Here is a 26338-nt window from a genome sequence, read left to right on the forward strand (position 1 = left end):
AACTAATTTATGCAATTAACTTATAGATTAGTTTATGTATTTTTTATTGCACAATTATTACGTGTTAACAGTAACTTAAAAAACGCGCCAAACGAGTCCAATAAAATCCATTTATAATGGCATGGGTTTACATAAACTCTTTTTGTCATTTGCACAGCGCGCGCACTTTTTACAGACAAAGCGAGGGGTATTAACTAACGCCGCTAGCTTTTCTAGCTTTTGTTCAATTTCTTTGCGCTTCCATTCACACAAAGTTTTACTCACATCTAACCTCAATTAACTAATCTAACGCTGTTGTTAAAACAGCTACTTTACTACCAGACCAAACAAACTAAGTCCAAATTACGCTTTACGCTAAGCCCTAGTGATAAATTAAACACTATTTTATAAAACAAGCGTAATTTGACCTAATACTTTTATTTTTAATTAGGGAGTTTCTGTTGCATTTAAAATGTTCATATTACTTTAATTATCTTTCAACATTAATGTATGAGCTATTGAGTACATTAAAATTGCAGTGCTGATAATTTTCCCTTTGATAAGCTGCTTTCTTAATCAAATCTGATACTAATTATTCGACTAATTTTGTCGACAGGTTAAACATAAACCATCAAACAAGACAAAACACCCCATTAACCAATTAAATCTCCAAAACACCCTAAAAATGACAACTTAACTTGTATATACAGGCCTATACAAGCTAATTTTAAAGCGTTAACCAATAAGGATAAGGCATTGTTTTTATTAATATGTTATTTTTTGAAATATAGTATTCACAATTAAGATGCTATTTTTTATTGCAAAGCATTAAAATTCATGTTTTTCTATAAATACAAAAAGCCAAACAGGCTTATTATTTAAAAGGTTTATATCATGCTAAATACACTGAACACTATTCATCACCATCATACAACGGAGTAGCTTTCAGGTATTTCGCTGGAGGGCTATTCCGAAAATATGTCCTCTGGTAATCAACAAAAATGAGCCCGAGGACAACCTCGGGCTTTTTTGTAGCCCAAATTAAATTTAACGCATTATTAGAATTAAATATTGGGAATGAGAAAATGAGTGATAACAACCGTCTACGCATTGCGATTCAAAAATCAGGACGTTTATCAAAAGACTGCCAAGACCTACTTAAACAACTTGGTGTAAAACTAAACTTGCGTGAACAACGCTTAATTGCACACGCTACAAACATGCCAATTGACGTATTACGTGTACGTGATGACGATATCCCTGGGTTGGTAATGGACGGCGTGTGTGACTTAGGTATCGTCGGCGAAAACGTTCTTGTTGAAAGCCAAGCAGAACGCGCTGCACAAAGTCTAAATGCCGAGGTTACTAAACTTGCAAAACTCGATTTTGGTTATTGCCGCCTAGCACTTGCTTGGCCGCAAGAATTAGGTCAGTTGCCGTTAAGTTGGTTTGAAGGCAAAAAGATTGCGACTACCTACCCTGAAATTTTAAAGCAATATCTTAAAAATCAAGGGATCAACGCATCGACAGTGCTACTTTCAGGGTCAGTTGAAGTAGCGCCGCGTGCAGGCCTTGCCGATGCGATTTGTGATTTGGTTTCAACGGGTGCGACACTCGAAGCAAATGGTCTTTTGCAAGGCGAAACCATCTTAGAGTCTAACGCTTGTTTAATTCAAAACCCGTCAATGGATAACCAGCAAAAGCAAGCATTGCTTGATACTTTGCTACCTCGGCTAAAAGCGGTGCGCCAGGCTAAAGAAAGCAAATATATTATGCTTCACGCACCTAAAGCGGGATTAGACGAAATTTGCGAATTGTTACCAGGTACGGGCAAACCAACCGTATTATCACTTGCGGGCACTGACGATTTAGTTGCGTTGCACATGGTTTCAAGCGAAACGCTTTTCTGGGAAACCATGGAAGCATTAAAAGAAAAAGGTGCAAGCTCGATTCTTGTAATGCCAATCGAAAAGATGATGGAGTAAACCGTGAACGTTTGGTCGCAACTTTCCGCTGCAAAACAAAAGGCTTTATTGGCGCGCCCTGCTCAACAAGACCAGAGCGCACTGCAAGCGCATGTTCAAACTATTATCGATACCGTCAAAGAAAATGGCGATAAAGCGCTACTGGATTTTAATCAGCAGTTCGATAATAACCAAAGTGAACAGCTTATTGTGCCACAAAGCGAAATTGATAATTCACCAGCGCTATTAAGTACTGAATTAAAAACTGCTATTGATATTGCGTTTAATAACATTACTAAATTTCACCAAGCACAATTACCCGTTACGAAAATTATTGAAACACAACCTGGTGTGTGTTGTGAGCTACGTTATCAACCAATTCAAGCAGTTGGAATTTATGTACCTGGTGGTACTGCTCCCCTGCCTTCGTCGGTATTAATGCAAGGAGCCCTTGCAAAACTAAGTGGCGCTAAAACCATTGTGTTAGCAACACCGGTTAAAGGCGATATGGCGATTAATCCAGCCATTTTGTACGCCGCAAAATTGTGTGGTGTGACCACGCTTATTAAATCAGGTGGTGCAGGTGTTATTGCAGCAATGGCTTTCGGTACGGATTCCGTACCCAAAGTAAATAAAATATTTGGCCCGGGTAACAGCTATGTGACGATGGCAAAACAGCTAGTTGCTCAGCAAGCTACTGGTGTTGCAATTGATATGCCTGCGGGTCCTTCTGAAGTGCTTGTAATTGCCGATGATGGCGCAAACCCCACTTTTGTTGCCGCAGATTTACTATCACAGGCCGAACACGGTGAAGATTCTCAAGTAGTTTTAGTATCAAACTGCGAAACGTTAATAAACGAAACCAAACGTGAGATTGACGCGCAACTAAGTACGCTTTCGCGTAAGGCGATTGCTCAAAAAGCATTGTTAAACTCGCCTTATATATTAGTTGATAGCATTGAGAGTGCAATTAAGGTGTCAAACCAATATGGGCCGGAGCACTTAATTGTACAAACACGTAATGCTGCAGATATTGTAGATAAATTCTATAACGTTGGTTCGATGTTTGTTGGCGATTATACGCCTGAATCAGCTGGCGACTATGCCTCTGGTACAAATCACGTGTTACCAACGTATGGCTATAGCCAAGTTTATTCCGCGCTTAACTTAATGGACTTCTTTAGAACCTATTCAGTGCAAACCATTTCACAGTCTGGCTTAGCACAACTTGCAAACAGTATCTTGCCGCTAGCAGAAGCTGAAGGGTTAGACGCACACGCAAACGCGGTGTCAATCAGGTTACAGGAGGCCAAATTATGAGCCGTGAATTTGCCCCAGAATATATTCAATCACTGAAAGCGTATAGCTCTGCAAAAAGCGAAAAACTAACTGGTTCAACATGGTTAAACGCCAATGAAAGCCCTTATGCAAAAGAGTATGAATTAAATTTAGATAACTTAAACCGTTACCCAGATCCGCAACCTGAAAACGTCATCAACGCCTACGCGCGATATAGCAATCTTGCAGACGAAAACATTTTGATGACACGTGGCGCAGATGAAGGTATTGAGTTATTGGTACGCACCTTTTGTCAAAATGGTAAAGACAGCATCGCACAATTTTTACCGACTTACGGCATGTATAAGGTAACCGCAGAAAGTGCCAATGTTGCGTTAGTAGATTTAAGCCAAGCGCTTTTAATTAATGCACCACAGTCAGAGCTTTTAGATAGTGTTGGTAACGCCAAGTTGGTATTTGTCTGTAATCCAAATAACCCAACCGGTAACGTGCTTCCACTGTCTCGAATCGAAGAGATTGTAAAAGCGTTTGAAGATAAAGCCATTGTCGTCGTTGACGAAGCTTATATTGAATTTTGTGAAGAATTTACAGCGGCAGGTTTAATAGAAAAGTATCAAAACCTGGTGGTTTTAAGAACCTTATCAAAGGCATTTGCATTAGCAGGTTTACGCACGGGATTTGTGTTAAGCAATCCAGAGCTAATTAATACCATGCGAAAGGTGCTAGCGCCGTACCCTGTATCGAGTGTGGTTGCCGCAATAGCCGAACAAGCGCTTACAAGCTGCAACATCAGTAGCGTTAAACGCCAAGTGTCAATTATAAACAACAATCGTGCAACGCTAATTAATCAGTTATCTGCGTGCAAGCACGTGCGTAAGGTGCTACCGAGTTTTGCAAACTTTGTCACTATCCAGCTTAGCGATAAAGCACACATCGCAGCAGCTATGCAAAGTGGCTTAATTATGCGCCCTTTTACACTTTATGGCGAAGATAACTGGCTACGCATCAGTATTGGATCAGAACAAGAGCTTAACGTTGTATTCAACTGGCTAGTAGAAATAAACGGATAATAATTATGGCAGTTCCTTACTTATTTATAGATAGAGACGGTACTTTAGTAGAAGAGCCAGCTATCGATAAACAACTTGATACACTCGAAAAGTTAGTTTTTGAGCCAGGCGTTATACCTGCGCTGTTACAACTGCAAGCTGCAGGTTATAAACTGGTTATGGTATCTAACCAAGATGGCTTAGGCACAGATAGTTTCCCAAAGGCCGACTTTGACGCTCCGCACAATAAAATGATGCAGGTTTTTAGCGCATCGAACATCACTTTTGATGAGGTATTAATTTGCCCACACTTTGACGATGAAAATTGCGCCTGCAGAAAGCCAAAAACAGGGTTACTAAAAAAGCTGATGCAATCAGGCAATGTCGATTTATCCAATTCCTATGTGATTGGCGACCGCCAAACCGATATTCAACTTGCTGAAAACCTGTGCTGTGAAGGTATTTTGTATACAGGCAACTGGCCTGAGATCGTAACTAAACTCACGACGCGTAATCGTACCGGCGAAGTTAATCGCAATACCAGCGAAACCCAAATCTCAGTTAGCGTAAACCTTGATTCGGGCAAACAAGGGGAAGTACAAACGGGACTTGGCTTTTTTGACCACATGCTCGACCAAATTCGTACGCACAGTAATATCGGCCTTAATATTAAGGCATCTGGTGATTTACACATCGATGAACATCACCTTGTTGAAGACGTTGGTATTGCACTTGGTCAAGCACTTAAACAAGCGCTGAGTACCAAAACACAAATTGGCCGCTATGGTTTTTCGTTGCCAATGGATGAGTGTAAAACAGACGCACAGATTGATTTATCGGGTCGTGCATCGTTCGTACTAAATGCTAATTTCTCTCGCGAAAAAGTGGGAGACATGGACGTGCAAATGGTTGAGCACTTCTTCAAAAGCCTCACTGATAATGCGGCAATTAGCCTAATTTTAAGTGTGTCAGACGGTAATTGCCATCATCAAGTTGAAGGGCTATTTAAAGCGTTTTCACGTGCACTGCGCATGGCAATTGCCAAAGATGTTACCCAAACCACTGCCAGTTCTAAAGGATGTTTATGATAGCCATAATTAACACCGGTTGTGCAAACATTAATTCGGTTCGATTTGCATTTGAGCGTTTAGGCGCTCAGGTTGAAATTATTACAGAGCCAGAAAAACTTAACGATTTTCCTCGTGCTGTGTTACCCGGTGTAGGTCATGCCTCGGTTGCAATGAAACGCTTAATTGATAACAACTGGCAAGATGCTATACGCAATTACAAAAAGCCTTTACTAGGCATTTGTTTGGGTATGCAGTTAATGTGCGATGAAACTGAAGAAGGTGGAGTGAAGACCCTTGGCCTCATTCCTGGAGAACTAAATGCGCTTAAAAGCGAGTGCCTAACACTACCGCATATGGGCTGGAATAATTTAGATTTAAAGTCAGACCACCCTATTTTAGCGGGCATCAATGGCAACGACCAAGTGTATTACGTGCATAGTTTTGCTCATGTGCCGAATCAATACACATTGGCATCAAGCAATTATAGTACTGAATTTTCAGCTATTATTGCCAAAGATAATTTTATTGGCATGCAATTTCATCCTGAAAAATCAGCCCGCGTTGGCGAACGTTTGCTGAAAAACTTTTTAGCGTTATAGGAACAATAATGATTATTCCCGCATTAGATATTTTACAAAATCGAATTGTTAGACTATACCAAGGCAAGTACGACACGGCACAATTTTATGATTTTGACTTTAAACAACGGTTAACAGAGTACGCAAATTCAGGCGCTGAACGAATTCACATTGTTGATCTTGAAGGCGCCCGTGATCCGGACAAAAAGCAATGGCAGTTCATTCAAGAAGCATCAAACGAGCTCAAACTACCCTTTCAAATCGGCGGCGGCATTCGAAGCGAGTCAGACATATCCACTTGGCTGAACGCAGGCGTACATCAAGTGGTGATTGGCTCGAAAGCAGTGACGGACAAGAGCCAAGTAAAGAATTGGATAAGCACATTCGGCGCAGCTAAATTTGTAATCGCACTGGATGTTAACAAAGACGGCGAGACCTGGCGCCCAGCTACCCACGGTTGGCTCGAAAAATCACCTTACGATCTGTTTGAATTTATAGAATTCTATAAAGAATTGGGCGTAAAAGACTTTTTGTGCACTGACATTAGTAAAGATGGCACAATGACCGGCCCTTCATTTAAGCTATACCAAGACATTCTTTCAAAGTTTGATGATATTCGCGTACAAGCATCAGGCGGTGTTAGTTCCCTTGAGGATATTAAGCAGTTAAAAGCGCTTGGTGTCGGTGGTGTAATTTTAGGTAAATCATTACTTGATAATGCGTTTAGCGCTAAGGAGGCTGTAACGTGTTATCAAAACGCATAATTCCTTGTTTAGACGTTAAAAATAATCAAGTTGTAAAAGGCGTTAAGTTCAAAGAGCACGAAATCGTGGGCGATATTTTGCAACTTGCCGAAGCGTACTCGCAAGCAGGTGCCGATGAGCTAGTGTTCTATGAAATTACAGCGAGCGTCGAAAAGCGTTTACTTGATGTCACTTGGGTGGAGCAAATTGCCCGTTATATCAATATCCCTTTTTGCGTTGCAGGCGGCATTAAATCGGTCGCCGACGCTGCAAAAGTACTCGAAATGGGCGCGGATAAGATCAGCATTAATAGCCCTGCAATAGCAAGGCCTGAGCTTATTAAAGAGTTACATGATGAGTTTGGAAAACAGTGTGTTGTGGTTGGTATCGACAGTTTTTACGACAAAACCACAGGTGAATACCTCGTATATCAACTAACGGGCGATCCTAACTCATCAAGCCAAACACGTTATAAAACTCATGAATGGGTTAAGCAAGTTCAAGACTTAGGTGCCGGCGAAATTGTACTTAACTGCATGAACCAAGACGGCGTAAGAAAGGGTTATGACAACCGACAATTAAGTGAAATACGCGCGATTTGTGATGTCCCTTTAATTGCCTCTGGCGGCGCGGGTAAAATTCAAGATTTTGCCGACGTGTTTCTACAAAGCAATGTCGATGGCGCACTTGCTGCATCGGTTTTTCACAAAGGCTTAATTGATATAACCGAGCTAAAACAAACCCTGAATCAACAGACAATTCCGGTGCGATTATGAAATTAGATTTAAGCAATATTTCTGCTCTTGATTTTGATAAAAGTGAGCTTATTCCCGCGATTGTACAGGATGTGCAATCGGGGCAAATTTTAATGCAGGGCTTTTGTAATCTAGCTGCTGTGCAAACGACTTTAGAAATTGGTAAAGTAACCTTTTATAGCCGTTCAAAACAACGTTTATGGACAAAAGGCGAAAGCTCTGAAAACTATCTGGAATTAGTATCAATGCATACTGATTGTGACCAAGATTCGTTATTAATACTCGCAAAACCGCAAGGTCCAACTTGTCACTTAGGCACACAGAGTTGTTTTGGTGATGCGAGCACCGATTTAAGCTTTTTAGGTACGCTTAACAGTGTTATTGCAAAGCGAAAAAATGACGACCCAGCCGAAAGTTATACTGCAAGTTTATTTGCCAAAGAGTTGAGTCGAAGTTGCCAAAAGGTTGGCGAAGAAGGTGTTGAAGTTGCCTTAGCAGCAATGAAAAATGACAACGAAGAGTTACTCAATGAATCAGCTGATTTACTGTATCACTTATTAGTTCTGTTACAACGACAAAGCCTCAATATTAGCCAAGTTATTAATGTACTAAAAAATAGACATAAATAATCTCTACTCTTTAACCAAGGTTGCAATAGCAACCTTGGGCATCAGTTAAAATAGTCGCGCCTAGTGCGTTGTGACCGGTATCGTCGTTTATGTACTGCTCGACAAGACCTTCGCCTTCGCTACAAAACATTCCTGTTGCATACGGACCAAGATAGGTTAACTTACCATTTTGGTTGATAACTGCGACCGCAGGTACCGAAGGTATATTAAAACGATTATTACTTTTAAGCGTTATAACATGATTTTTAAAGCCGTGTTCCGATGCAAGGTTTTTCACTGACATAACATGGCTTTGGGCAACATACTCACAAAAGCAATTATCCATTTTAAAATGCACTACAGCCCCATTACTAGTACCTATAGTTTCTTCAATAAGCGATGTAAAGCGATTATCAAATTGAGTGTCCATCGCGTTACTCAAAAGCAAGCCGTTTACATCAAATTGCTTTGCTTTTAATGTAGACAAGTACAACACACTGCTGGTTAAAATAACTGACCATACAGCTAACACAACCCAATGTAATTTAGAGATCAAAGCGTGATAACTCGCGGTTTAAGTTTTCAATATCGTTCTTCATCTCTTTAAAGCGTTGCCCGGACTCATTAGTATTGTGTTTTAATTGCTCAGAATTATGTGATAAGCGCTGTGTCGACTCAGAAATACTCGCCGACACCGTTGCTTGTTCATTTGCTGCACTTGCAACAGAAGCCATGTTATTAACCATGCTTTCAATATTATCAACCACGCCCATCATCATGTTAGATGCGTCTTTTGCTTGTGCAACCGTGTCTTCTGCTTGAACTAAACACTTGTCCATTTGCTCAACCGAAGACGACGCCTCATTAATTAACGCCGCAGTAATTTCACTGATCTGCTCTGCATTTTGACGCGTTTTCATCGCAAGCTGCCTTACTTCGTCTGCAACAACTGCAAATCCACGGCCGTGCTCACCGGCGCGAGCTGATTCAATTGCAGCATTTAACGCTAATAAGTTTGTTTGGTCTGAAATCGATTTAATTGCATTCATCACTTCTTCAATCTGATTACACTTTAACGCAAGTTCACCAATTGTTTGTGATGTCGCCGCTAAGTCTCCCTTAAGCCCTTCGATGTTTTGTGCTGAACTATCAATTATTTGCTTTGTTTTATCAGTACGGGTAAACGCATCGCTTGCACTTTCGTTTGCTTCACTTGCTTGGCTCGCAACGTTCGCATTTGCTACTGTCATTTCTTCCGTTGCAGTCGCAATTAAGTTTATTTGACTGACATTTTCGTCGGTCGCACGCTCTACATCGTTAGTTAAATCTAACACAGCTTCAGAGCGTAGTAACACACCTTCACTGACGGTTTTGGTTTGTTTTATAAATCCACTTAATGAGGTCATTAACTTTTGATAATCAGAGCCATCTGATTGCTTGTTTGTAAACGCGGTTAAGTCAAACTTACCCTCTTTACTCAATACGTCGTGTATTGATTCTGACAATTTATAAGCACTTACCGCCTCTCTATGCGTTAATTTAGCGACATACATTAATACGCCGCCTTCGGTTATGGCAAACAATGCATGAATAGTCAAAATGTAAAACGCTAAATGCCCTTGTTCAAATATGTAAATCGAGGCGCCTTGCGACTGCACAATAAAAAACAGAATATGATGAACGGCTATAAATAATACGCTGGACAAAATCACCTGCCAATCGCGGTAGAAACTCAAAAATGCCAGCATTACAAATATTTCAAAGTGTAATTCGGTTAACCCCATGGCTTGTTGAATATGGAGTGCTGCAAATAACTGAACCGCGATACCCACAGCATGGCGAGTAACCGATGCAAACGGTGCAGTGTTAATTAAAAATAGCGGCAATGCGACAATAAGCAGGCCAATTGCGATACCTTCAAACCAGGTATCGGTAAAGAATGCGATAATTAACGTAATAATAAACTGGCCAATTAATACCGCAGAGAAGATCCGGTTTGCTTTTTCAATCCAAGGGTAATTCATTTAAACTTCCAAATAGTGCTCATAAATAAACGGTAATACAACATAAGTTGTACGGTTTTTACTGCCAAATGGCTCAATTTCCTATGCCACAATTTTAAATCTAAGTTAAAAATTAGCTTTTATTTATTTAATTAATTTGATGCTTGATTAAATGCTACGCAATACGCGTGTTGATACTTGATAAATCACAATATTGCATACGTTAAGCATAGATTTTCTTTTTAAGTCTCGCTATGCTGATGACAAATTATTAGGGATAGCATTATGTTTCGTAAAATTTCTGCTGCATCGCTGTTTTTGTTTCTAGTTGGCTGTGGCTCAACACTCACTCCAACACAAACAGCCTACGTTGATAACTTAACACCTTGTGAAAAAATTCAAGGTTTAGTTGATGGTTTTGAAAATCAATTCGAGCCGCTAAAAGCGACACGCGTTCAAACTAAGTTTGGCGATGTATGGACACCAAAGTACCATTTGCTAGGCAATAGTTGTCAAATTCTCGGTATGAATAACGAAAGAGTGTCTTACAAGTGCGCAAAGCAATACGATAATGAATCGCAAAGCCGTGACGCGTTTGACTTAGCCGTAAATCAAGTAGCACAATGTTTGGGCAGCCAATGGCAAGCAAATAACACTTCACAAAATCAAAGCCAACGAACTACATTTAAAAACGCTGCGCACGATGCCGTAATTAGCATTCAAAGCGGACAAACTAACGCCAAGTACAATAAAACGTGGCAAACATCTTTTGAAGTTGGTGGTTTAATTAAGAAATAAATCCATATTTTTATTATAAAGCCAATAAAAAGGGCCCACAGTTGTGAGCCCTTTTTATTATTTTTCTTAGCTAAATTAATAGGCTAAGTTACTAAGCTAGATTACTTAGTTAAGTCATCAAAAAACTTCTTAACACCATCAAAGAATCCTTGCTCTTTTGGACGATGGCGCGAGCTATCACCGCCCATGCTCTCATCTAATTCACGTAATAATTCTTTTTGACGTTCGTTTAAGTTAACCGGTGTTTCAATAATCACTTTACAGATTAAATCACCCACTGCACCGCCGCGAACAGACTTAACGCCTTTACCGCGCATACGGAACATTTTATCCGTCTGACATTCTGAAGGAATTTTTAGTTTTGCACGACCGTCTAGCGTTGGTACTTCAATTTCGCCACCAAGTGCTGCTGTGGTAAAGCTAAGTGGTACTTCACAATATAAATTGCTGCCGTCACGCACAAAAATTGGGTGTTCACGAACAGAAACCTGCACGTATAAATCACCTGCTGGTGCACCGTGTTGCCCTGCTTCACCTTCGCCAGCTAGACGAATACGGTCGCCAGTATCAACACCTGCCGGAATTTTCACAGACAAGGTCTTGGTTTTTTCTACGCGGCCCTGACCATGACACTTATTACATGGATCTGAGATAATTTGACCGCTACCATTACACGTAGGACATGTTTGCTGAACAGCAAAGAAGCCTTGGCGCATTTGTACTTGGCCATGACCATGACAGGTACCACATGTTTGTGGCTTAGAGCCTTTCTTCGCACCAGAACCATCACACGGTTCACATGACACCCAAGTTGGAACTTTAATTTCAACGTCTTTACCGCGAACTGCTTCTTCTAGGCTTAAATCTAGGTTGTAGCGTAAATCAGCACCACGTTGTTGGCGAGATTGACGTCGGCCACCGCCGCCGCCACCAAAAATATCGCCGAATACATCACCAAAGATATCGCCAAAATCTGCACCGCCGCCAAAACCACCGTGACCGCCGCCACCGCCTTGTTCAAAGGCTGCGTGACCAAATTGGTCGTATGTTTGACGTTTTTGACTGTCGCCAAGTACTTCGTATGCTTCTTTTACTTCTTTAAACTTAGCTTCTAAGTCTTTGTCGCCTGCGGTACGATCTGGGTGATACTTCATAGCAAGGCGTTTGTATGCCTTTTTAATATCACGATCGCTAGCGTCTTTTGCAACGCCTAGTACTTCATAATAATCGCGTTTTGACATAATTACTGCTTTCCCCGTTAGTTGGCTAACTGCATTTGCATTGCCCCAGCGGGGTCTTTAGCCTCAAAATTCATAAAACCTTTAGATACACTAAGGGCGCGTCTGAGTCGAAACCCGCGCGCCCTCTTCAAAGTAAATTACTTTTTATCGTCTTTTACTTCTTCAAACTCAGCGTCAACAACGTCGTCATCTTGCTGTGCTTGTTGCTGTTGGCCTGCATCGCCGCCAGCTTGTTGCGCTTGTGCATTTGCTTGCGCAATTTCCATTAGTTTTTGCGATTTTTCGATAAGCGCTTGCGTTTTCGCTTCAATTTCAGCTTTGTCATCGCCTTTCACTGCTGTTTCTAGCTCTGAAAGTGCTGCTTCAATCGCTGCTTTATCGTCAGCTGGTAGTGCGTCACCTGCTTCTTCGATTTGCTTGCGTGTACCGTGAACCATTGCGTCACCTTGGTTACGCGCTTGTACTAGTTCTTCAAACTTCTTATCTTCTTCTGCGTTTGCTTCCGCATCACGTACCATTGCATCGATTTCATCATCGCTTAGACCTGAAGATGCTTGGATTGTGATCTTCTGCTCTTTACCCGTGTCTTTATCTTTCGCAGATACGTGTAAGATACCATCAGCGTCAACGTCAAACGTTACTTCAATTTGTGGTGCGCCACGTTGTGCAGGGCGAATACCTTCTAGGTTGAATTGACCTAGTGATTTGTTCGCGCTTGATTGCTTACGCTCACCTTGCAGTACGTGAATTGTTACCGCACTTTGGTTGTCTTCCGCAGTTGAGAATACTTGTGACTTCTTCGTTGGAATCGTTGTATTCTTCTCGATTAATGCAGTCATAACCTGACCCATTGTCTCGATACCTAGCGAAAGAGGAATAACGTCTAGCAGTAGTACATCTTTAACGTCACCCGCTAAAACACCACCTTGAACCGCAGCACCCATAGCTACTGCTTCATCAGGGTTTACGTCTTTACGAGGCTCTTTACCGAAGAAATCAGTAACTGCTTTTTGTACTAGTGGCATACGTGTTTGACCACCCACTAGGATTACATCGTTAACATCGCTAACAGAAAGATCTGCGTCAGCTAATGCCTTTTTAAGTGGCTCTAGTGATTGCGTTACGAGATCTTCAACAAGTGATTCTAACTTAGCACGCGTTAGTTTAACGTTCATGTGCTTAGGACCTGACGCATCAGCAGTTACATACGGAAGGTTAACTTCTGTTTGTTGTGCGCTTGAAAGTTCGATCTTCGCTTTTTCTGCAGCTTCTTTAACACGCTGCATCGCAAGTGGATCAGTCTTCAAGTTGATGCCTTGATCTTTCTTAAATTCTTCAACTAGATAGTTGATAACGCGGTTATCAAAATCTTCACCACCTAAGTGCGTGTCACCATTTGTTGCTAGTACTTCAAACGTGTGCTCGCCTTCTACTTCATCAATTTCGATGATAGAGATATCGAATGTACCACCACCCAAGTCGTAAACAGCAACTACGTTGTCGCCTTGCTTCTTATCCATGCCGTATGCAAGTGCAGCAGCAGTTGGTTCGTTGATAATACGTTTAACATCAAGGCCCGCGATACGACCCGCGTCTTTTGTCGCTTGACGTTGAGCATCGTTAAAGTATGCCGGTACAGTAATTACTGCGCCAGTTACCGCTTCACCTAAGAAATCTTCTGCTGTTTTCTTCATTTTCTTAAGAACTTCAGCTGAGATTTGTGGTGCAGCGCGTTTTTCGCCTTTCGCTTCTACCCATGCATCGCCATTGTCTGCTTTAACAATTTTGAATGGCATGATGTCGATATCACGTTGTACTTCTTCGTCTTCAAAACGACGACCGATTAAACGCTTGATTGCGAATAATGTATTTGTTGGGTTTGTTACCGCTTGACGCTTTGCAGGTTGACCTACAAGCGTTTCACCTTCGTCTGTGTATGCGATAATTGATGGGGTTGTACGATCACCCTCTGCATTTTCAATTACGCGTGGCTTATCGCCGTCTAATACTGCAACACATGAGTTTGTTGTGCCTAAGTCGATACCAATAATCTTACCCATGGAACGTCTCCTACTTCTTTAATTCTGTATCAAAAAATGATTAATTCGTTTAGATGGTTACTTAATAGGGGTGGGGTAATGACAATTCAACTGTAAAACGTAAATTTTTTTTAAAATTTTGAAATTTTTTTTGCAATGATGAATTTTGATACTGAAAGTGGTCATACCACTTTATTTTTGTTATAAACAAGCTAGTTACGATAACAAATGAAATTCTTATGCATTTTGATCAATTATTAGACCAAGTCAATTCACGTCTTACCCAACTAACCTTTCCTGCAAACTGGTGCCAAGGACGCACAGCCTTCGGCGGTATTTCTGCCGCTATGCTGTACACCGCAATGCGCACTGTAATTAATAACGAACGTACGTTACTGTCACTCAGTACTAATTTTGTTGGCCCGCTGACCGCCGATACGCCATTTAATATTGAGCTTTCACTTTTGCGTGAAGGTAAAAGTGCATCACAGATTGAAGCAAGAATTATTCAAGACCAAAAAGTCGCGGTGATTGCCCTTGCATGCTTTGCAATAAAACGTGATTCAAATGTGATTGTTGAAAATAAAGCGACATGCCCGTTGGCACCAGTTAATGAAGAAAACCTTATTCCTTATATAGAAGGAGTAACCCCCCAATTTTTCCAACACATGAGTTTTAATATTCAAAAAGGTGCTATGCCGTTTTCAAATGCATCGAATGGCGAACTTGCAGGATGGATGCGTTTAAAAGAAACACCCAGAGACTTAACTGTAGCGCATATATTAGCGCTAACAGATGCGTGGCCACCTGCACAATTGCAAATGTATGCAAACGTTGCTCCTGCCAGTTCAATGTCTTGGTATATTGAATTTTTACCTCACCAGCCATTAGCAGCTGACGCTTGGCTTGGTTTTGATGCGTTTACCCATCATAGTCGCGATGGATATGCCTGTGAAGAAGCAAATATTTATAATCAGGCGGGTGAATTATTAGCAATGAGTCGTCAAACCGTTGCACTGTTCGATTAAGCTGACAACTACTATTTAAGCGCTCACTCAATGAGCGCTTAAATGTCATCAATGCTCGCCTAATGTAACGCAATTTACATTATTTGCATTACTGCAAATAAACACATAACACATTTAACACTAATTTATCGTTTCAAATCCAGCTTTTAATTTAGCCATCATATCGTCACTAATTTTAGTATTGCATGCAAAGTATAGACTCGTTGCTTCCTGTTTAAATTTGAACACCTTGCTTAACTCAGGGGTGGTTTTGTCAATTTCACGTTGCGTTGTATATTGTGTCTCGTTCAATACGATTAAATCAAGTACGTGTTTACGCTGCTTCATAATATGAAACAATCTATCTACATTTTCAATCACCAACAATTGCGTGCCTAATTTAAACCCATGTTGTGTTAAATAATGATGGCTAAAATTGTTTTCTATTACCGCGGTTTTGTATTCTTTTGCGGCGAGAATTGACTCTAATTGAATTTGTTTTTCAGGTAAGGCATAGAAATAAGCTGTAAAGTGACTTAATTTAGCAACCCACTTAAAATTGGGCTCACGCATGGGTAGACGGGCAAGCGAAAAGATACATGCATTTGGGTCGCGTAGCACCCCGTTATAAGCAAGTGACCAGCCAAGTACATTTAGCTCATAATCAATATTTGCAGCACTTAACGCACGATGTACTTTATCAAAGTTGGGCCCGACAAATTTCCCGTGCTCATTGTAATATTGAAAGCCACTTAAATTTTCAGTAAATACCGTCAGTTTACCGAACGCACTAATAGGCATTAAGCATAATAAGACATACAGTGCGGCTAATCGGTTTACCATCTTTACCTTTTTGATAAATCACGGGGTTTCATACTGTTAAGTGTAAACCCTGTTATTGACTTTAGAAACTATAAGAGCAAAAAAGGTGCCATTTGGCACCTTTTTTAATTTACTTACTGTTCATCGCATCAATTAACAAGGCTGAAATTTTTGCTCCCTCTCGCAATGTACTTTCAGAGGCTTGTTTACCACTGTGTGATGCATCGGTAAACGGCGCAATTTCCATCATATCTGCGCCCGTAATTGGGAACTCTTTGGCAAGCGCATTTAAAATTAGCATTGCTTCATCTGGCGTCATACCATCGTATTCAGGTGTTCCCGTTGCCGCTGCAAATGTTGCATCAAGGGCATCAATATCAAAACTAACGTAAAGCTCGTCGACATTGTCTGCTTTTAACTGTGCAATTACTTGCTCAACAATCGCTTGTGCGCCCTTTTCTCGAATCTCATGTGCCCAATGCTGTTTAACACCAAATGTTGATTCCCAATGAGTTTTATCTTTACCACTTGAGCGAATACCAAACTGAATTAAATGATGTGGCGCCGGTAAAAACTCCAGAATATGTGTACACCAAGAGCCAAAACATAAATCAATACCTAAACGCTCAACAAGTAGGTCGGTGTGTGCATCGAAGTGAATAATTGCAGTGCGTTTACCCTGCGCACGTTTTGCCTTTAAATACGACTTAGTTAATGGGTAACTAATTGAGTGGTCGCCACCAATACCAAAAATCCCTTTATCTGGAAAATTGGCATAAAAGTCATCACAGACATCTTCGGTAATTGATAATGGGCTTACGTGATAATCACTGCTTTCATCTTGATAAAGCGCTTTTTGGCAATTTGAAATCGTACCGTCGTTTAAGTATTTATCATGTAGCAGGTGTGGAATAACACGCACGTCACCTAAATCGAATGTTTTCGCACTTGGCTGTTGTTCCATTAAGGTGCTGCGTAAAAATAGTGGTCCCCAGTTTGCACCGCGTAAAATACCGCCGCCGCAATCTGAGCTGATGCCTAACGTTACTGCATTATATTCACTTTGTTCAATATTTTGCAGGCTATCACGCCACAGCGCATCGATGTTTTCGGTCTGTCCATAGATTGACTGGTGCAGCGCTTCTTTTCGCTCTTTTGCAGTGTTAACGGTGAAAACACCGTTACCCGGTGGGCATAAGCAATTTGTTACTTTTTTAATAAATGCGTTTTTAGAGTCGCTCATATTCAGCTCCGAACAAAGCATAATCAGTCATATAATTATGCATAGATTAAAAATTTATTGCTGGAAATACCATTTATTACAAAATCCGCTCGTTACAAAACTAAGCGACGTATCATTTAATGGTCTTTAATTTTTAACTCGTTGTATTTGTTAAAAATTGGTTTATTCGATAAACCCAACAATAATCTACATGCCCCTTTCTTAGAGGCTTTGCCTTTGAATGTCAAATCAACTACCAGAAACAACCCCTAATCACCTGAAGATTTATTCAAGCTAACTGCATAGCTTTTCATATAATTATCAAGTTCTAATTTGTAACTAAATGATTTATAATGCGTTCGCTTAACAATTACATACAATCAGGAAACGTTTAATGGACCTAAACACAGCGCCGCAAACTCGCCGTTCGCAAGTTCAATTCACAGGTCAAACTGGCCAATTTTTTTCAATCTGGATAGTCAATATAGTGCTTACTGTACTCACCCTTGGCATTTATTCTGCTTGGGCTAAAGTCAGAACACATCGCTACTTTTACAGTAACACCAGTATCGATGGACACCAATTTACCTATCTTGCTAATCCAATCCAAATTTTAATTGGCCGTATTATTGCCGTCGTATTATTTGCTATATACGTGGGTAGTGTTCAATTTGTTCCAATTCTTGGCTTATTTATTATGCTAATCGCACTATTTTTAATGCCTTGGGTTATTAACCGCAGCATGCGATTTCAACACCGCATGACAAGCTATCGAAATGTACGTTTTGGTTTTAACGGCAGCTATGGCGAAGCGTTTCTTGTTTTCATTATTTTTCCAATTTTATCGGTATTTACCTTATACCTATTAGTGCCTTGGGTAATGAAGAAAATTAATTCCTATATTTTAAACAACATTACTTATGGTGATCGCAAGGTTGAGGCAACACTGTCTACAACCGATTACTATGTTGCCGCATTGTTAGTTGTTGCAGTGTCAATTGGTGCCATGTTTGGTTTTGCAATTGTTATCGGTATCGGCGCCGCTATTTTTGGTGCGACTGTTGATATGGCTAATTTAGATTCAGCAGGCATGAGTGCTGCCGCATTTGTAATAGCGCCAATTACTGCGCTGTTGTATATCGGTATGTTTGCGCTTATTACCGGTATTTATCAAGCACGTATTCGCGCACACAACTTTGCTAACAGCGAAATCAAAGACGTTGCTAAATTTGAGTCAACGATTACTGAGATGCAATTTGCACGTTTAGTATTCTTTAACTTAATCGCGATTGGTTTGTCACTTGGCTTAGCTTACCCGTGGGCAAAAATTCGCGCAGCACGTTATTTAGCAAACGGTACGTTTGTAGAAATCCATGAAAACGCAGATAACGTGATTGATGATATGACCAGTGATCAATCCGCTATTGGCGAAGAAATCGCAGAAGTATTCGACTTAGATATCGCCATCACCTGATGAGTCAAATAGTCGATGGTAAACTCTATCAAGCTAGCAGCACACGCTCGTGTGCTGTTAAGCTGGTAGTAACAGAATCTCATATCAGTATCATTCAAGACGGTGTTGAATATGGAGCCCATAATTTAAGCTCTATTTCGCTGAGTGATGCAATTCCCGGAGTCGCAACCGAAGTACGCTTTGAAAATGGCGACATGTTTATTCCCGATGACAAATCTTGGCGTGTTCAACGCCAAACCGGTTCACTGCTTAGTACGTTAGAAAGCCATAAAACCAGTGTGTTTGCCAGTATCATTTTAGCGCCACTACTCATTTATTGGCTTATTATGATTGCTATGCCTGCGCTTGCCAGTAAAAGTGTTGATTGGTTGCCACCAAGTGTGTCTAACTACATGGGTGAGCAAAGTTTTACGATTTTAGAGAAGGCTTTTCTTGAGCCATCTGAACTTGATGAACCTACACAACAACATATCGAACAGCTGTTTTCAAATGCCACAACGGCTTTGAATTTAGACAAAGAGCACTATCAAATATTTACATACCAAAGCGCGTACTTTGGTGCTAACGCACTTGCGCTACCTGACGGCACCGTAATCGTAACCGACGATCTTATTACGCAATTACGCGAATATGATGAAAACAAGTTAGATAGCATGTTAATGGCTATTATTTTGCATGAAATTGGTCATGTTGAAGGTAAACACGGTATGCGTTTAGTCGCGCAGTCTTTATCAAATGCCATTGTGTTTGCGCTGTTATTTGGCGATCTCGAAACCGTGGGCGAGCTATTTGTTGGTGCCAGCTCAACCTTAGTGCAAGCTAGCTTTTCACGCGATATGGAAAGTGAGGCGGATGATTTTGCACTTCAACATTTAGCTGAATTAGGTTACTCACCCAGTGCCTTTGCCGATGCCATGGATAGCTTTGATGCAAACGGCTCAGGTGATTTTCTTAAGTACCTAAGCTCGCACCCTGCTATAAAAGAGCGAATTGAAAAGGCCAAACGCTTTAAATAATACCAACTGCATAAAAGTGCAGAGGTATACCTAGAGCGTATTGGTCTCTATGGTCTAAATTCTGTTCAAATCCAAAGCTTTTTGATCGCGGCGTTGCTTTGTAGCCTTGCGGGCTACGTTAAGAAGCAACAACAAAGAACAAAACGCTTTGGGTGAAACTGTAAGCAGCACTTGCTTGGCGTTTATACTGTGGGTGCTGGGTAATAGCACAACGCCTTTATCGCTCATTTATGTAAATAATTACACTACAATCGCTCTATTTCGTCTAAATGCCAAACAAACAGCTGTAGAAATCGACTACAAAGGCCAACACGTTCTAATTACCAATATTCTCTAACGGCAGTTATTTTACCGTTAGAGAATTCAAATAAACTCACAATATTATCACTTGAACGCGCATACCATTTGCCATTAACACGTTGTTGCCAAGTACTTTTTTGCTTAACAAATGCTGCATTTAACGCGAACTCGATATGTATTATCTCAGTTTTTACATTACGCGTGCGCGTTTGCTTCATGCGTTCGTTAAGTGCATTCACCCACTGCTCTTTGTCTAAATGAATTTGAAAACTTGGTTGATAATATTCGAATTGCGTTGCGGTTAACTGAGATAAGCTAACGATTGCACTTTGCTTATCAATTGAATCATTGAGCGTAATAAACTGTGTTACTTTGGCGCGCATGTCTTTTTCAAAAAGTGGCTCAGCTGACGCATAACAAAATTGCGTAGAAAATAATAACAAAACGATTACGTACCAGTTTCGCAATTGATTACATTCCCAAATTGATTTACTGTTAAAAATTATACGATAAACAACTTAAACGTTAAGTCAAAGGTTTTGCGATGGCGAAAGTATACCATTCACTTGCAGCATTTTACCCATTTTATTTATCGCAACACACTAACGTTCTGTGTAGAAGACTGCATTTTTGCGGTTCGTTAATTGGCCTATTTTGTTTGCTTTTTGCTGTGCTAAACCAAAACTACTGGTTGATCTTAGGCGGTATTGGCATTGGCTATCTGTTCGCTTGGATTGGACACTTTGTATTTGAAAAAAACAGGCCAGCCACATTTCAATACCCACTTTATAGTTTTGTATGCGACTGGTTTATGTTTCGCGACATACTGTTGCGACGAATTCCTTGGTAAGTGAATTACTTGAGTGTGTTGACGTTTCCGTTTTGATTTAAACTTAATAACTGTTTTATCACGTTAATAGGCAGTACTTTTTCAACTTCTGTCGCTAGTTTCTCTATCTGATTATCTTTTTCACTTTCATAGTCAAATCCAGTTGCACCGGTTAACCCCGCCCACTCGAGGAGTTGTGATAAAAAGCGTGGGTTGTCTAGTACACCGTGTAAATAAGTCGCTTTTATTTGTCCATCTTGTGATTCATAGCCATCGAATTCACCGTTTGCGAGTTTAAACAATCGTTTTACCGTAGCTGTTTCACTTGTTTTACCTGCATGAATTTCATAGCCTGAAATAGCACTTCCACTCGTTAAGCAATGTGCCTTTGTTTGACTTAAGGTTTTAGCGCGTTGTAACGTGGTTTCAATTGGCAAGTAATTTAGGCCAACCATTTCATCGATATTAGACTCAATATGTTGAGGATCATAAAGTCGTTGCCCTAACATCTGCATACCACCACAAATCGCAAATACTTTGCCGCCATAGCGCAAATGACGCGCGATAAATTGCTGCCATTGGTTATCAATAAGAAACGACAGATCAGCCATGACACTTTTTGATCCGGGTAAGATAAGTAAGTCACACTTATCTACTGCGTTTGGCTTACGGGCATATCTGAGATTAACGTTAGGGTGCAATCTTAACACATCAAAATCAGTATGATTGGATATGCGAGGGTAAACCACTACCGTAATATTAATTGCGTTATTTGTGCTTAATATTTGATTAAAATCGAGTGCATCTTCTGGCTCTATATATAAGTCTGGTATATAGGGAATTGTTGCAAGTACCGGTATACCTAATTTGTTTTCGAGCCATTGGTTGCCCGGCAGCAGTAAATCTATATCCCCTCTGAATTTATTAATTACAAATCCAACCACTCTGGCTTTTTCTGTATCAGATAGCAGTTCATATGTGCCAACGAGGTGTGCGAATACACCGCCTTTATCTATATCGGCAACGATAATTACCGGACAATCTGCCGCTTCTGCAAAGCCCATATTAGCAATATCACGGTCGCGTAAATTAATCTCAGCAGGCGATCCTGCGCCTTCGACAATCACTGCATCAAATTGTTGCGATAATCGTTGATGTGATTCAAGCACAGCGCCCAGTAATTGCGGTTTCATTTGATGATAATCGACCGCATCTGAATTACCAATTGCTTTACCATGCACAATAACTTGCGCGCCAATATCAGAATTTGGTTTTAACAACACCGGGTTCATGTCCACATCTGGTTCTATTCTAGCCGCATCAGCTTGAACCGCCTGCGCACGACCAATTTCGCCCCCCTCTGCGGTAACCGCGCTATTAAGCGCCATGTTTTGCGGCTTAAACGGCGCAACTTTGATATTATGGTTGGCTAAAATACGACAAAGCGCCGCAACCAGCACACTTTTCCCAGCGTCTGAGGTTGTGCCTTGAACCATCAATGTATGCTTGGCTTTCATACAATTCTCTATACATTTTTTTGCTGCACACTAACAAATTAACGGACCATTGTCCTTTACAATTTTGCATGCTAATTCAAACTGTTATTAATATTTGCCAAGTTAGAGCATACAGGATGAAAAAAGTATTCCACTTAGGATTAGATAAAGCACAAGTTGAAGGTGCTAAACTCGCTATCGTACCCGGTGATCCAGCACGTGCAGAGCGCATTGCAAACGAGCTTGAAAACCCTATCGCACTTGCAAAAACACGTGAATATCATGTCTTTTTGGCCTATATCAAACAACAGCCGGTAATCGTATGTTCTACCGGTATCGGCGGGCCAAGTACGTCTATCGCAGTTGAAGAACTCGCGCAGCTCGGAATTAAAACGTTTTTGCGCGTTGGCACAACGGGCGCAATTCAGCCAAACATTAACGAAGGTGACCTATTAATTAGTCATGCATCTGTTCGTTTAGATGGTGCAAGCCAACATTTTGCACCAATTCAATACCCCGCAGTTGCCGATTTCTTTGCAACCAATGCAATGGTAAGTGCGTGTGACGAATTAGGTGCAACCTATCACTTGGGTATAACGGCTTCATCAGATACATTCTACCCAGGACAAGAACGTTACGACACCTATTCAGGCTATGTGACAAAAACCTTCCAAGGTAGTTTTGACGAATGGCAAAAACTTGGTGTGATGAACTACGAAATGGAGTCAGCTACGTTATTTACTATGTGCTCTGCTCTTGGTCTTAAAGCAGCCTGTGTTGCCGGTGTGTTAGTAAATAGAACGCGCAGTGAGATCCCTGATGTTGACCATCAGATCGTTGAAAAGAAAGCGGTTAGCGCTGTAATTAAAGCCGCTGAATTATTGGTATAGTTTAGAGTTGCTACACCATAAAATTGAGGAAGTGGTTACGCTTCCTCAATTGTTACCTTAATATTTCCACCAAGACTCATCGCAACCGCATTGGCAACCCCTTGTTGGTTTGCTTTCCCTGCTGTTTGCTTAATCACTATTTCGCTTATTCCCTGTAATCCAGTTTCTCTATTATGTAGCTGCACTTGATTGAGCGCTGCTTGCAAAGGCGACAAGCTTGGGCTGTACGCCGCGTTTTCAAGGTAGACCCCAAAGTATTTGTGCCCATCAACATGCTTAATTTCACACGCTGAAAAATTACCAGAGTATGGCGCATAGCTTTGTTCAACATACGCATCTAAGTCACAACATTGTGTTAAAGATTGGCTAAACAATGGTGTATGGTTATCTAAATCACTTGGACCAAATGCGTCTGGCAGGTATTGCTGTATGGTTTTCTCGACACCGTGCACATTTATTAATGGTTGTTTGTCTAACTGAATTTCATTAATAAACTGACGACAATAGCCACAAGGTGAAGCATTAATCACGAGCTTTTTAATTGCTTCAACCCCGTGTAACAATGCGTTATGAATAGCACTTTGTTCAGCATGAACAACCAGACTCAAGGCTTGATGGGAAAATTCTAAATTAGCGCCGAAAAATAAGCGCCCTTCACCACCGCTCTCAATCGCTAGGGCTGCCACTTTAAACTGTGAAACCGGTGCAATTGCATATTCAGACACCCATTTTAATAACGCGTCAAAAAATGATTGCTCGCTATCGAACTGAGACTTAAGTGAAATGAGTTCTTGATGAGTTAAGTAAGACTTATTGTTGGTGTAATCCGATAACACCGTTTCAAAATTATTATTCGATTGCATATTTAATGAAAACTCAAAAAATGGCAGTTCACACTACTGGTATTGTAAACGGAATACTAAGGTCAATTGTCCGCTTTTTAAAATAAATCGATATATTTACGTTATGAATCAATAAAAATTTAAATCACGTCTTCGCCTTAAAGGGGATGTACATAGGTAGTAAATAAGTTGCCATACTTTGACCGAACTCAATGATTATAAAGATTTATTTTGCAAGATATGCTAGAGTTCGCGGGTAAAATAAAAACTGGTAACGGCGCGTTCATAAACTATACTTGCTTAATGTAAACGTATGGAATTTGCGAAAGCCGTGCAGGATTAAAAAGTGCAAATGATGAAAACTGTCTCCCGCGTTGTGTTATTCACAACTGGGTTTATTGTCGCTATATATTTAGTATTAGCTTTGTCTCTCACGCAAGGTGTTGCATTATCACACCATGAGGATTCTCCGGTAAATACGGTCGAACTTAACCCCAACGACCTAGATGCAAATCAACCCAATATTTTCTCCTCGCTATTTAGTTATATTGATATTATTAGCAGTGACGGTGAGTTATATGTGCAACTCGAAAGCAATGAACAGCATGTAGTTGCCGTGCCGCTTAATAAAATGTTCAGTGACATGTTGTTATTTTCCAATTTACCTCTTCTCATTTTATTAGGCTTCGCAATCTTAATGCCGTTCGCCATCACCTCCAAAAAGCAAAAGTCATTGAATAAATCGATATCAATTCTTAATAACAAAACCGATAATCTGCTTAGCGCATTTAATCTGGATTTACCACAATACGAAACAGAGAATAATCTCGCACGGCTAAACCATTCTATTAGCTCACTCACAGACGCTGTTGAACGTTACAAAAAAGACACCGAAACCAGTATATTTCAAGACAAACTAACAGGACTTGCTGATCGTCACGCATATTTAGCGCATTTAAAAGAACAGTTAAACCATGCTGAACAAACAGCAAAAAAACAAGCATTACTGTTTATTGACCTCGACGGGTTTAAACAAGTTAACGACTCATTTGGCCATAGTTTCGGCGATGAAGTGCTCATCCAAGTTGCAGAGCGTTTGCGCACAATAGTGAGAAATCACAACTTATCATCTCAACACCCAATCAATGGCATAGAACAAAATTTATCGCGCTTAGGCGGTGATGAGTTTTCAATATTTATTAGTGATTTACTTGAACCATCACTGGCTGTTAACGTTGCCCAGAATGTATTGCATGAAATTGAACGTGATTTTGTATTGGGCAATAAAGTGGTAAAAATTGGCGCGAGCATTGGTATCGCAATCTACCCAGATAGCGCTTCAAGTCCTTTTGCCCTTTTGCAAATGGCCGACGTCGCTATGTATCGCGCCAAAACTGACGGACGCGGTATATTCCGCGTCTACTCACCTGAAATGGGCAGTAAAATGCGACGCTATCATTACTTGCTTGAAGAAATGCGTCTCGCGTTAGGCAGTAATAACTTTTCGTTATCATTTCAACCAATTGTACATGTTGATGATTGCAGCATTGATTATTTTGAATGTTTAGTCAGATGGCACCACCCCGTTGAAGGGACCATAACGCCGACTGAATTCATCCCGATTGCTGAAGAGTCTAATTTAATTCTAGAGCTTGGCGACTGGATTTTATTTGAAGCGTGCCGCCAAATGTCAGCATGGTATAACGCGGGTATGACCAAGGTACGCATTTCCGTCAATATATCAGGCGTGCAGTTAAAACACCGTAAGCTCTACGATTGGGTAATAGAAACCATCGAAAAAGCGGGGTTACCGCCAAAAGCGCTAATGTTGGAAATCACTGAGTCGTGCTTTATTGAAGCATCGCGCGAAACAACTGAAAGCCTACAAAAACTAAGGCAAAAAGGCATTACTATCGCAATAGATGACTTTGGTACAGGCTTCAGTTCACTGTGTACGCTCGCTGAATTACCCGTCGATGTTATTAAAATTGATAAATTATTCATTGATCAGGCGAATGATAATCCGAAATATAATAAAATACTTAATTCCATTAGTGAGCTGGGTAAAGATCTCAACCTTAAAGTGGTTGCAGAGGGCGTTGAATGTGCCGAACAATTTGAACTCGTAAGAAAAATGGGTATCCAATGTGTGCAAGGCTATTTAGTATCAAAACCAGAGACTTCAAATAACGTTGGCACCAAAGTATTGCGTACTAATTTAAATCATATCGCTGCGACAGGTACCAATATATGGCTACCTGAAAACGAACCAATGCCGCGACATAAACTTCATTCCGTAAAGTAGGGAAATCAA

24 protein-coding genes are annotated in these 26338 nt (G+C 40.6%); 15 read left to right on the forward strand and 9 right to left on the reverse strand.

Features of this window, described 5'->3' with window-relative positions:
* The first annotated feature begins 1064 nt into the window (after nucleotides 1-1064).
* From hisG to hisIE, 8 genes are read left to right on the forward strand one after another with little or no spacing between them, the layout of a single operon-like run.
* On the forward strand, nucleotides 1065-1964 hold the full coding sequence (gene hisG / locus PSPO_RS18060; RefSeq protein ID WP_010559139.1) for an ATP phosphoribosyltransferase: 900 nt from the start codon (nucleotides 1065-1067) through the stop codon (nucleotides 1962-1964).
* 3 nt (nucleotides 1965-1967) lie between these two features.
* On the forward strand, nucleotides 1968-3263 hold the full coding sequence (hisD, locus tag PSPO_RS18065; RefSeq protein WP_010559138.1) for a histidinol dehydrogenase: 1296 nt from the start codon (nucleotides 1968-1970) through the stop codon (nucleotides 3261-3263).
* Entirely contained in the window at nucleotides 3260-4312 is a 1053-nt protein-coding gene (gene hisC / locus PSPO_RS18070; protein WP_010559137.1) for a histidinol-phosphate transaminase, read from the forward strand. Before hisD ends, hisC begins: the two co-directional genes overlap by 4 nt.
* A gap of 5 nt (nucleotides 4313-4317) precedes the next feature.
* Nucleotides 4318-5379: a bifunctional histidinol-phosphatase/imidazoleglycerol-phosphate dehydratase HisB gene (gene hisB, locus PSPO_RS18075; protein ID WP_010559136.1), complete on the forward strand. Its 1062-nt coding sequence runs from the start codon at nucleotides 4318-4320 to the stop codon at nucleotides 5377-5379.
* Complete coding sequence (hisH, locus tag PSPO_RS18080) at nucleotides 5376-5960, forward strand: imidazole glycerol phosphate synthase subunit HisH (protein ID WP_010559135.1); 585 nt, start codon at nucleotides 5376-5378, stop codon at nucleotides 5958-5960. Before hisB ends, hisH begins: the two co-directional genes overlap by 4 nt.
* 8 nt (nucleotides 5961-5968) lie before the next feature.
* On the forward strand, nucleotides 5969-6703 hold the full coding sequence (gene hisA / locus PSPO_RS18085) for a 1-(5-phosphoribosyl)-5-[(5-phosphoribosylamino)methylideneamino]imidazole-4-carboxamide isomerase (RefSeq protein ID WP_010559134.1): 735 nt from the start codon (nucleotides 5969-5971) through the stop codon (nucleotides 6701-6703).
* On the forward strand, nucleotides 6685-7458 hold the full coding sequence (hisF, locus tag PSPO_RS18090) for an imidazole glycerol phosphate synthase subunit HisF (RefSeq protein WP_010559133.1): 774 nt from the start codon (nucleotides 6685-6687) through the stop codon (nucleotides 7456-7458). Before hisA ends, hisF begins: the two co-directional genes overlap by 19 nt.
* Nucleotides 7455-8066 carry a bifunctional phosphoribosyl-AMP cyclohydrolase/phosphoribosyl-ATP diphosphatase HisIE gene (hisIE, locus tag PSPO_RS18095; protein WP_010559132.1) on the forward strand — a complete coding sequence of 204 codons (612 nt, stop codon included), beginning with the start codon at nucleotides 7455-7457 and terminating at the stop codon, nucleotides 8064-8066. Before hisF ends, hisIE begins: the two co-directional genes overlap by 4 nt.
* A 10-nt stretch (nucleotides 8067-8076) precedes the next feature.
* On the opposite strand, the gene PSPO_RS18100 is transcribed toward hisIE, so the two are convergent.
* Both PSPO_RS18100 and PSPO_RS18105 read right to left on the reverse strand, forming a co-directional pair.
* On the reverse strand, nucleotides 8077-8601 hold the full coding sequence (locus tag PSPO_RS18100; RefSeq protein ID WP_010559131.1) for a DUF6436 domain-containing protein: 525 nt from the start codon (nucleotides 8599-8601) through the stop codon (nucleotides 8077-8079).
* Nucleotides 8591-10069 carry a methyl-accepting chemotaxis protein gene (locus PSPO_RS18105; RefSeq protein WP_010559130.1) on the reverse strand — a complete coding sequence of 493 codons (1479 nt, stop codon included), beginning with the start codon at nucleotides 10067-10069 and terminating at the stop codon, nucleotides 8591-8593. Before PSPO_RS18105 ends, PSPO_RS18100 begins: the two co-directional genes overlap by 11 nt.
* 264 nt (nucleotides 10070-10333) lie before the next feature.
* Here PSPO_RS18105 and PSPO_RS18110 point away from each other — a divergent pair, with 264 nt between their 5' ends.
* Complete coding sequence (locus PSPO_RS18110) at nucleotides 10334-10846, forward strand: hypothetical protein (protein WP_010559129.1); 513 nt, start codon at nucleotides 10334-10336, stop codon at nucleotides 10844-10846.
* 101 nt (nucleotides 10847-10947) lie between these two features.
* Here the strand turns inward: PSPO_RS18110 and dnaJ are convergent, their stop codons facing one another.
* Complete coding sequence (gene dnaJ / locus PSPO_RS18115; protein ID WP_010559128.1) at nucleotides 10948-12087, reverse strand: molecular chaperone DnaJ; 1140 nt, start codon at nucleotides 12085-12087, stop codon at nucleotides 10948-10950.
* 137 nt (nucleotides 12088-12224) lie between these two features.
* Complete coding sequence (gene dnaK / locus PSPO_RS18120; RefSeq protein WP_010559127.1) at nucleotides 12225-14147, reverse strand: molecular chaperone DnaK; 1923 nt, start codon at nucleotides 14145-14147, stop codon at nucleotides 12225-12227.
* A gap of 218 nt (nucleotides 14148-14365) precedes the next feature.
* Between dnaK and PSPO_RS18125 the strand changes: the two genes are divergently transcribed.
* A complete protein-coding gene (locus tag PSPO_RS18125; RefSeq protein WP_010559126.1) occupies nucleotides 14366-15154 on the forward strand; it encodes a thioesterase family protein in 789 nt (262 codons plus the stop codon).
* 120 nt (nucleotides 15155-15274) lie between these two features.
* On the opposite strand, the gene PSPO_RS18130 is transcribed toward PSPO_RS18125, so the two are convergent.
* Together PSPO_RS18130 and PSPO_RS18135 are read right to left on the reverse strand one after the other, a co-directional pair.
* A complete protein-coding gene (locus PSPO_RS18130) occupies nucleotides 15275-15976 on the reverse strand; it encodes a hypothetical protein (RefSeq protein WP_010559125.1) in 702 nt (233 codons plus the stop codon).
* Nucleotides 15977-16085: 109 nt separating this feature from the next.
* A complete protein-coding gene (locus PSPO_RS18135; protein WP_010559124.1) occupies nucleotides 16086-17198 on the reverse strand; it encodes an arginase family protein in 1113 nt (370 codons plus the stop codon).
* A 373-nt stretch (nucleotides 17199-17571) separates the two neighbouring features.
* Here PSPO_RS18135 and PSPO_RS18140 point away from each other — a divergent pair, with 373 nt between their 5' ends.
* Both PSPO_RS18140 and PSPO_RS18145 read left to right on the forward strand, forming a co-directional pair.
* A complete protein-coding gene (locus PSPO_RS18140; protein WP_010559123.1) occupies nucleotides 17572-18651 on the forward strand; it encodes a YjgN family protein in 1080 nt (359 codons plus the stop codon).
* A complete protein-coding gene (locus PSPO_RS18145) occupies nucleotides 18651-19667 on the forward strand; it encodes a M48 family metallopeptidase (RefSeq protein ID WP_010559122.1) in 1017 nt (338 codons plus the stop codon). The genes PSPO_RS18140 and PSPO_RS18145 overlap by 1 nt, the downstream gene beginning before the upstream one ends.
* A gap of 320 nt (nucleotides 19668-19987) precedes the next feature.
* Here PSPO_RS18145 and PSPO_RS18150 read toward each other — a convergent pair whose 3' ends face one another.
* Nucleotides 19988-20410 carry a nuclear transport factor 2-like protein gene (locus tag PSPO_RS18150; RefSeq protein WP_040642568.1) on the reverse strand — a complete coding sequence of 141 codons (423 nt, stop codon included), beginning with the start codon at nucleotides 20408-20410 and terminating at the stop codon, nucleotides 19988-19990.
* A 101-nt stretch (nucleotides 20411-20511) separates the two neighbouring features.
* Between PSPO_RS18150 and PSPO_RS18155 the strand changes: the two genes are divergently transcribed.
* Nucleotides 20512-20817, forward strand: coding sequence for an Mpo1-like protein (locus PSPO_RS18155; RefSeq protein WP_010559119.1), 306 nt, complete (start codon nucleotides 20512-20514; stop codon nucleotides 20815-20817).
* A 5-nt stretch (nucleotides 20818-20822) separates the two neighbouring features.
* On the opposite strand, the gene PSPO_RS18160 is transcribed toward PSPO_RS18155, so the two are convergent.
* Complete coding sequence (locus PSPO_RS18160; RefSeq protein WP_010559118.1) at nucleotides 20823-22313, reverse strand: cobyric acid synthase; 1491 nt, start codon at nucleotides 22311-22313, stop codon at nucleotides 20823-20825.
* Between the two features lie 116 nt (nucleotides 22314-22429).
* Between PSPO_RS18160 and udp the strand changes: the two genes are divergently transcribed.
* Complete coding sequence (gene udp / locus PSPO_RS18165) at nucleotides 22430-23182, forward strand: uridine phosphorylase (protein ID WP_010559117.1); 753 nt, start codon at nucleotides 22430-22432, stop codon at nucleotides 23180-23182.
* Nucleotides 23183-23217: 35 nt separating this feature from the next.
* On the opposite strand, the gene cdd is transcribed toward udp, so the two are convergent.
* Nucleotides 23218-24045, reverse strand: coding sequence for a cytidine deaminase (cdd, locus tag PSPO_RS18170; RefSeq protein WP_010559116.1), 828 nt, complete (start codon nucleotides 24043-24045; stop codon nucleotides 23218-23220).
* A gap of 334 nt (nucleotides 24046-24379) precedes the next feature.
* Here cdd and PSPO_RS18175 point away from each other — a divergent pair, with 334 nt between their 5' ends.
* Complete coding sequence (locus PSPO_RS18175) at nucleotides 24380-26329, forward strand: putative bifunctional diguanylate cyclase/phosphodiesterase (RefSeq protein WP_010559115.1); 1950 nt, start codon at nucleotides 24380-24382, stop codon at nucleotides 26327-26329.
* Nucleotides 26330-26338: the final 9 nt, after the last annotated feature.

It is taken from the genome of Pseudoalteromonas spongiae UST010723-006, from assembly GCF_000238255.3.
Taxonomy (GTDB): domain Bacteria; phylum Pseudomonadota; class Gammaproteobacteria; order Enterobacterales; family Alteromonadaceae; genus Pseudoalteromonas; species Pseudoalteromonas spongiae.

Coding starts and splice junctions, on each gene's coding strand:
- PSPO_RS18155 (WP_010559119.1), top strand. CDS start 20,512: ATGGCGAAAGTATACCATTCACTTGCAGCATTTTACCCATTTTATTTA.
- PSPO_RS18140 (WP_010559123.1), top strand. CDS start 17,572: ATGGACCTAAACACAGCGCCGCAAACTCGCCGTTCGCAAGTTCAATTC.
- PSPO_RS18145 (WP_010559122.1), top strand. CDS start 18,651: ATGAGTCAAATAGTCGATGGTAAACTCTATCAAGCTAGCAGCACACGC.
- PSPO_RS18175 (WP_010559115.1), top strand. CDS start 24,380: ATGAAAACTGTCTCCCGCGTTGTGTTATTCACAACTGGGTTTATTGTC.
- PSPO_RS18105 (WP_010559130.1), bottom strand. CDS start 10,069: ATGAATTACCCTTGGATTGAAAAAGCAAACCGGATCTTCTCTGCGGTA.
- dnaK (WP_010559127.1), bottom strand. CDS start 14,147: ATGGGTAAGATTATTGGTATCGACTTAGGCACAACAAACTCATGTGTT.
- hisA (WP_010559134.1), top strand. CDS start 5,969: ATGATTATTCCCGCATTAGATATTTTACAAAATCGAATTGTTAGACTA.
- PSPO_RS18160 (WP_010559118.1), bottom strand. CDS start 22,313: ATGAAAGCCAAGCATACATTGATGGTTCAAGGCACAACCTCAGACGCT.
- PSPO_RS18125 (WP_010559126.1), top strand. CDS start 14,366: ATGCATTTTGATCAATTATTAGACCAAGTCAATTCACGTCTTACCCAA.
- udp (WP_010559117.1), top strand. CDS start 22,430: ATGAAAAAAGTATTCCACTTAGGATTAGATAAAGCACAAGTTGAAGGT.
- PSPO_RS18110 (WP_010559129.1), top strand. CDS start 10,334: ATGTTTCGTAAAATTTCTGCTGCATCGCTGTTTTTGTTTCTAGTTGGC.
- hisG (WP_010559139.1), top strand. CDS start 1,065: ATGAGTGATAACAACCGTCTACGCATTGCGATTCAAAAATCAGGACGT.
- hisC (WP_010559137.1), top strand. CDS start 3,260: ATGAGCCGTGAATTTGCCCCAGAATATATTCAATCACTGAAAGCGTAT.
- PSPO_RS18130 (WP_010559125.1), bottom strand. CDS start 15,976: ATGGTAAACCGATTAGCCGCACTGTATGTCTTATTATGCTTAATGCCT.
- hisIE (WP_010559132.1), top strand. CDS start 7,455: ATGAAATTAGATTTAAGCAATATTTCTGCTCTTGATTTTGATAAAAGT.
- hisH (WP_010559135.1), top strand. CDS start 5,376: ATGATAGCCATAATTAACACCGGTTGTGCAAACATTAATTCGGTTCGA.
- cdd (WP_010559116.1), bottom strand. CDS start 24,045: ATGCAATCGAATAATAATTTTGAAACGGTGTTATCGGATTACACCAAC.
- PSPO_RS18135 (WP_010559124.1), bottom strand. CDS start 17,198: ATGAGCGACTCTAAAAACGCATTTATTAAAAAAGTAACAAATTGCTTA.
- hisB (WP_010559136.1), top strand. CDS start 4,318: ATGGCAGTTCCTTACTTATTTATAGATAGAGACGGTACTTTAGTAGAA.
- dnaJ (WP_010559128.1), bottom strand. CDS start 12,087: ATGTCAAAACGCGATTATTATGAAGTACTAGGCGTTGCAAAAGACGCT.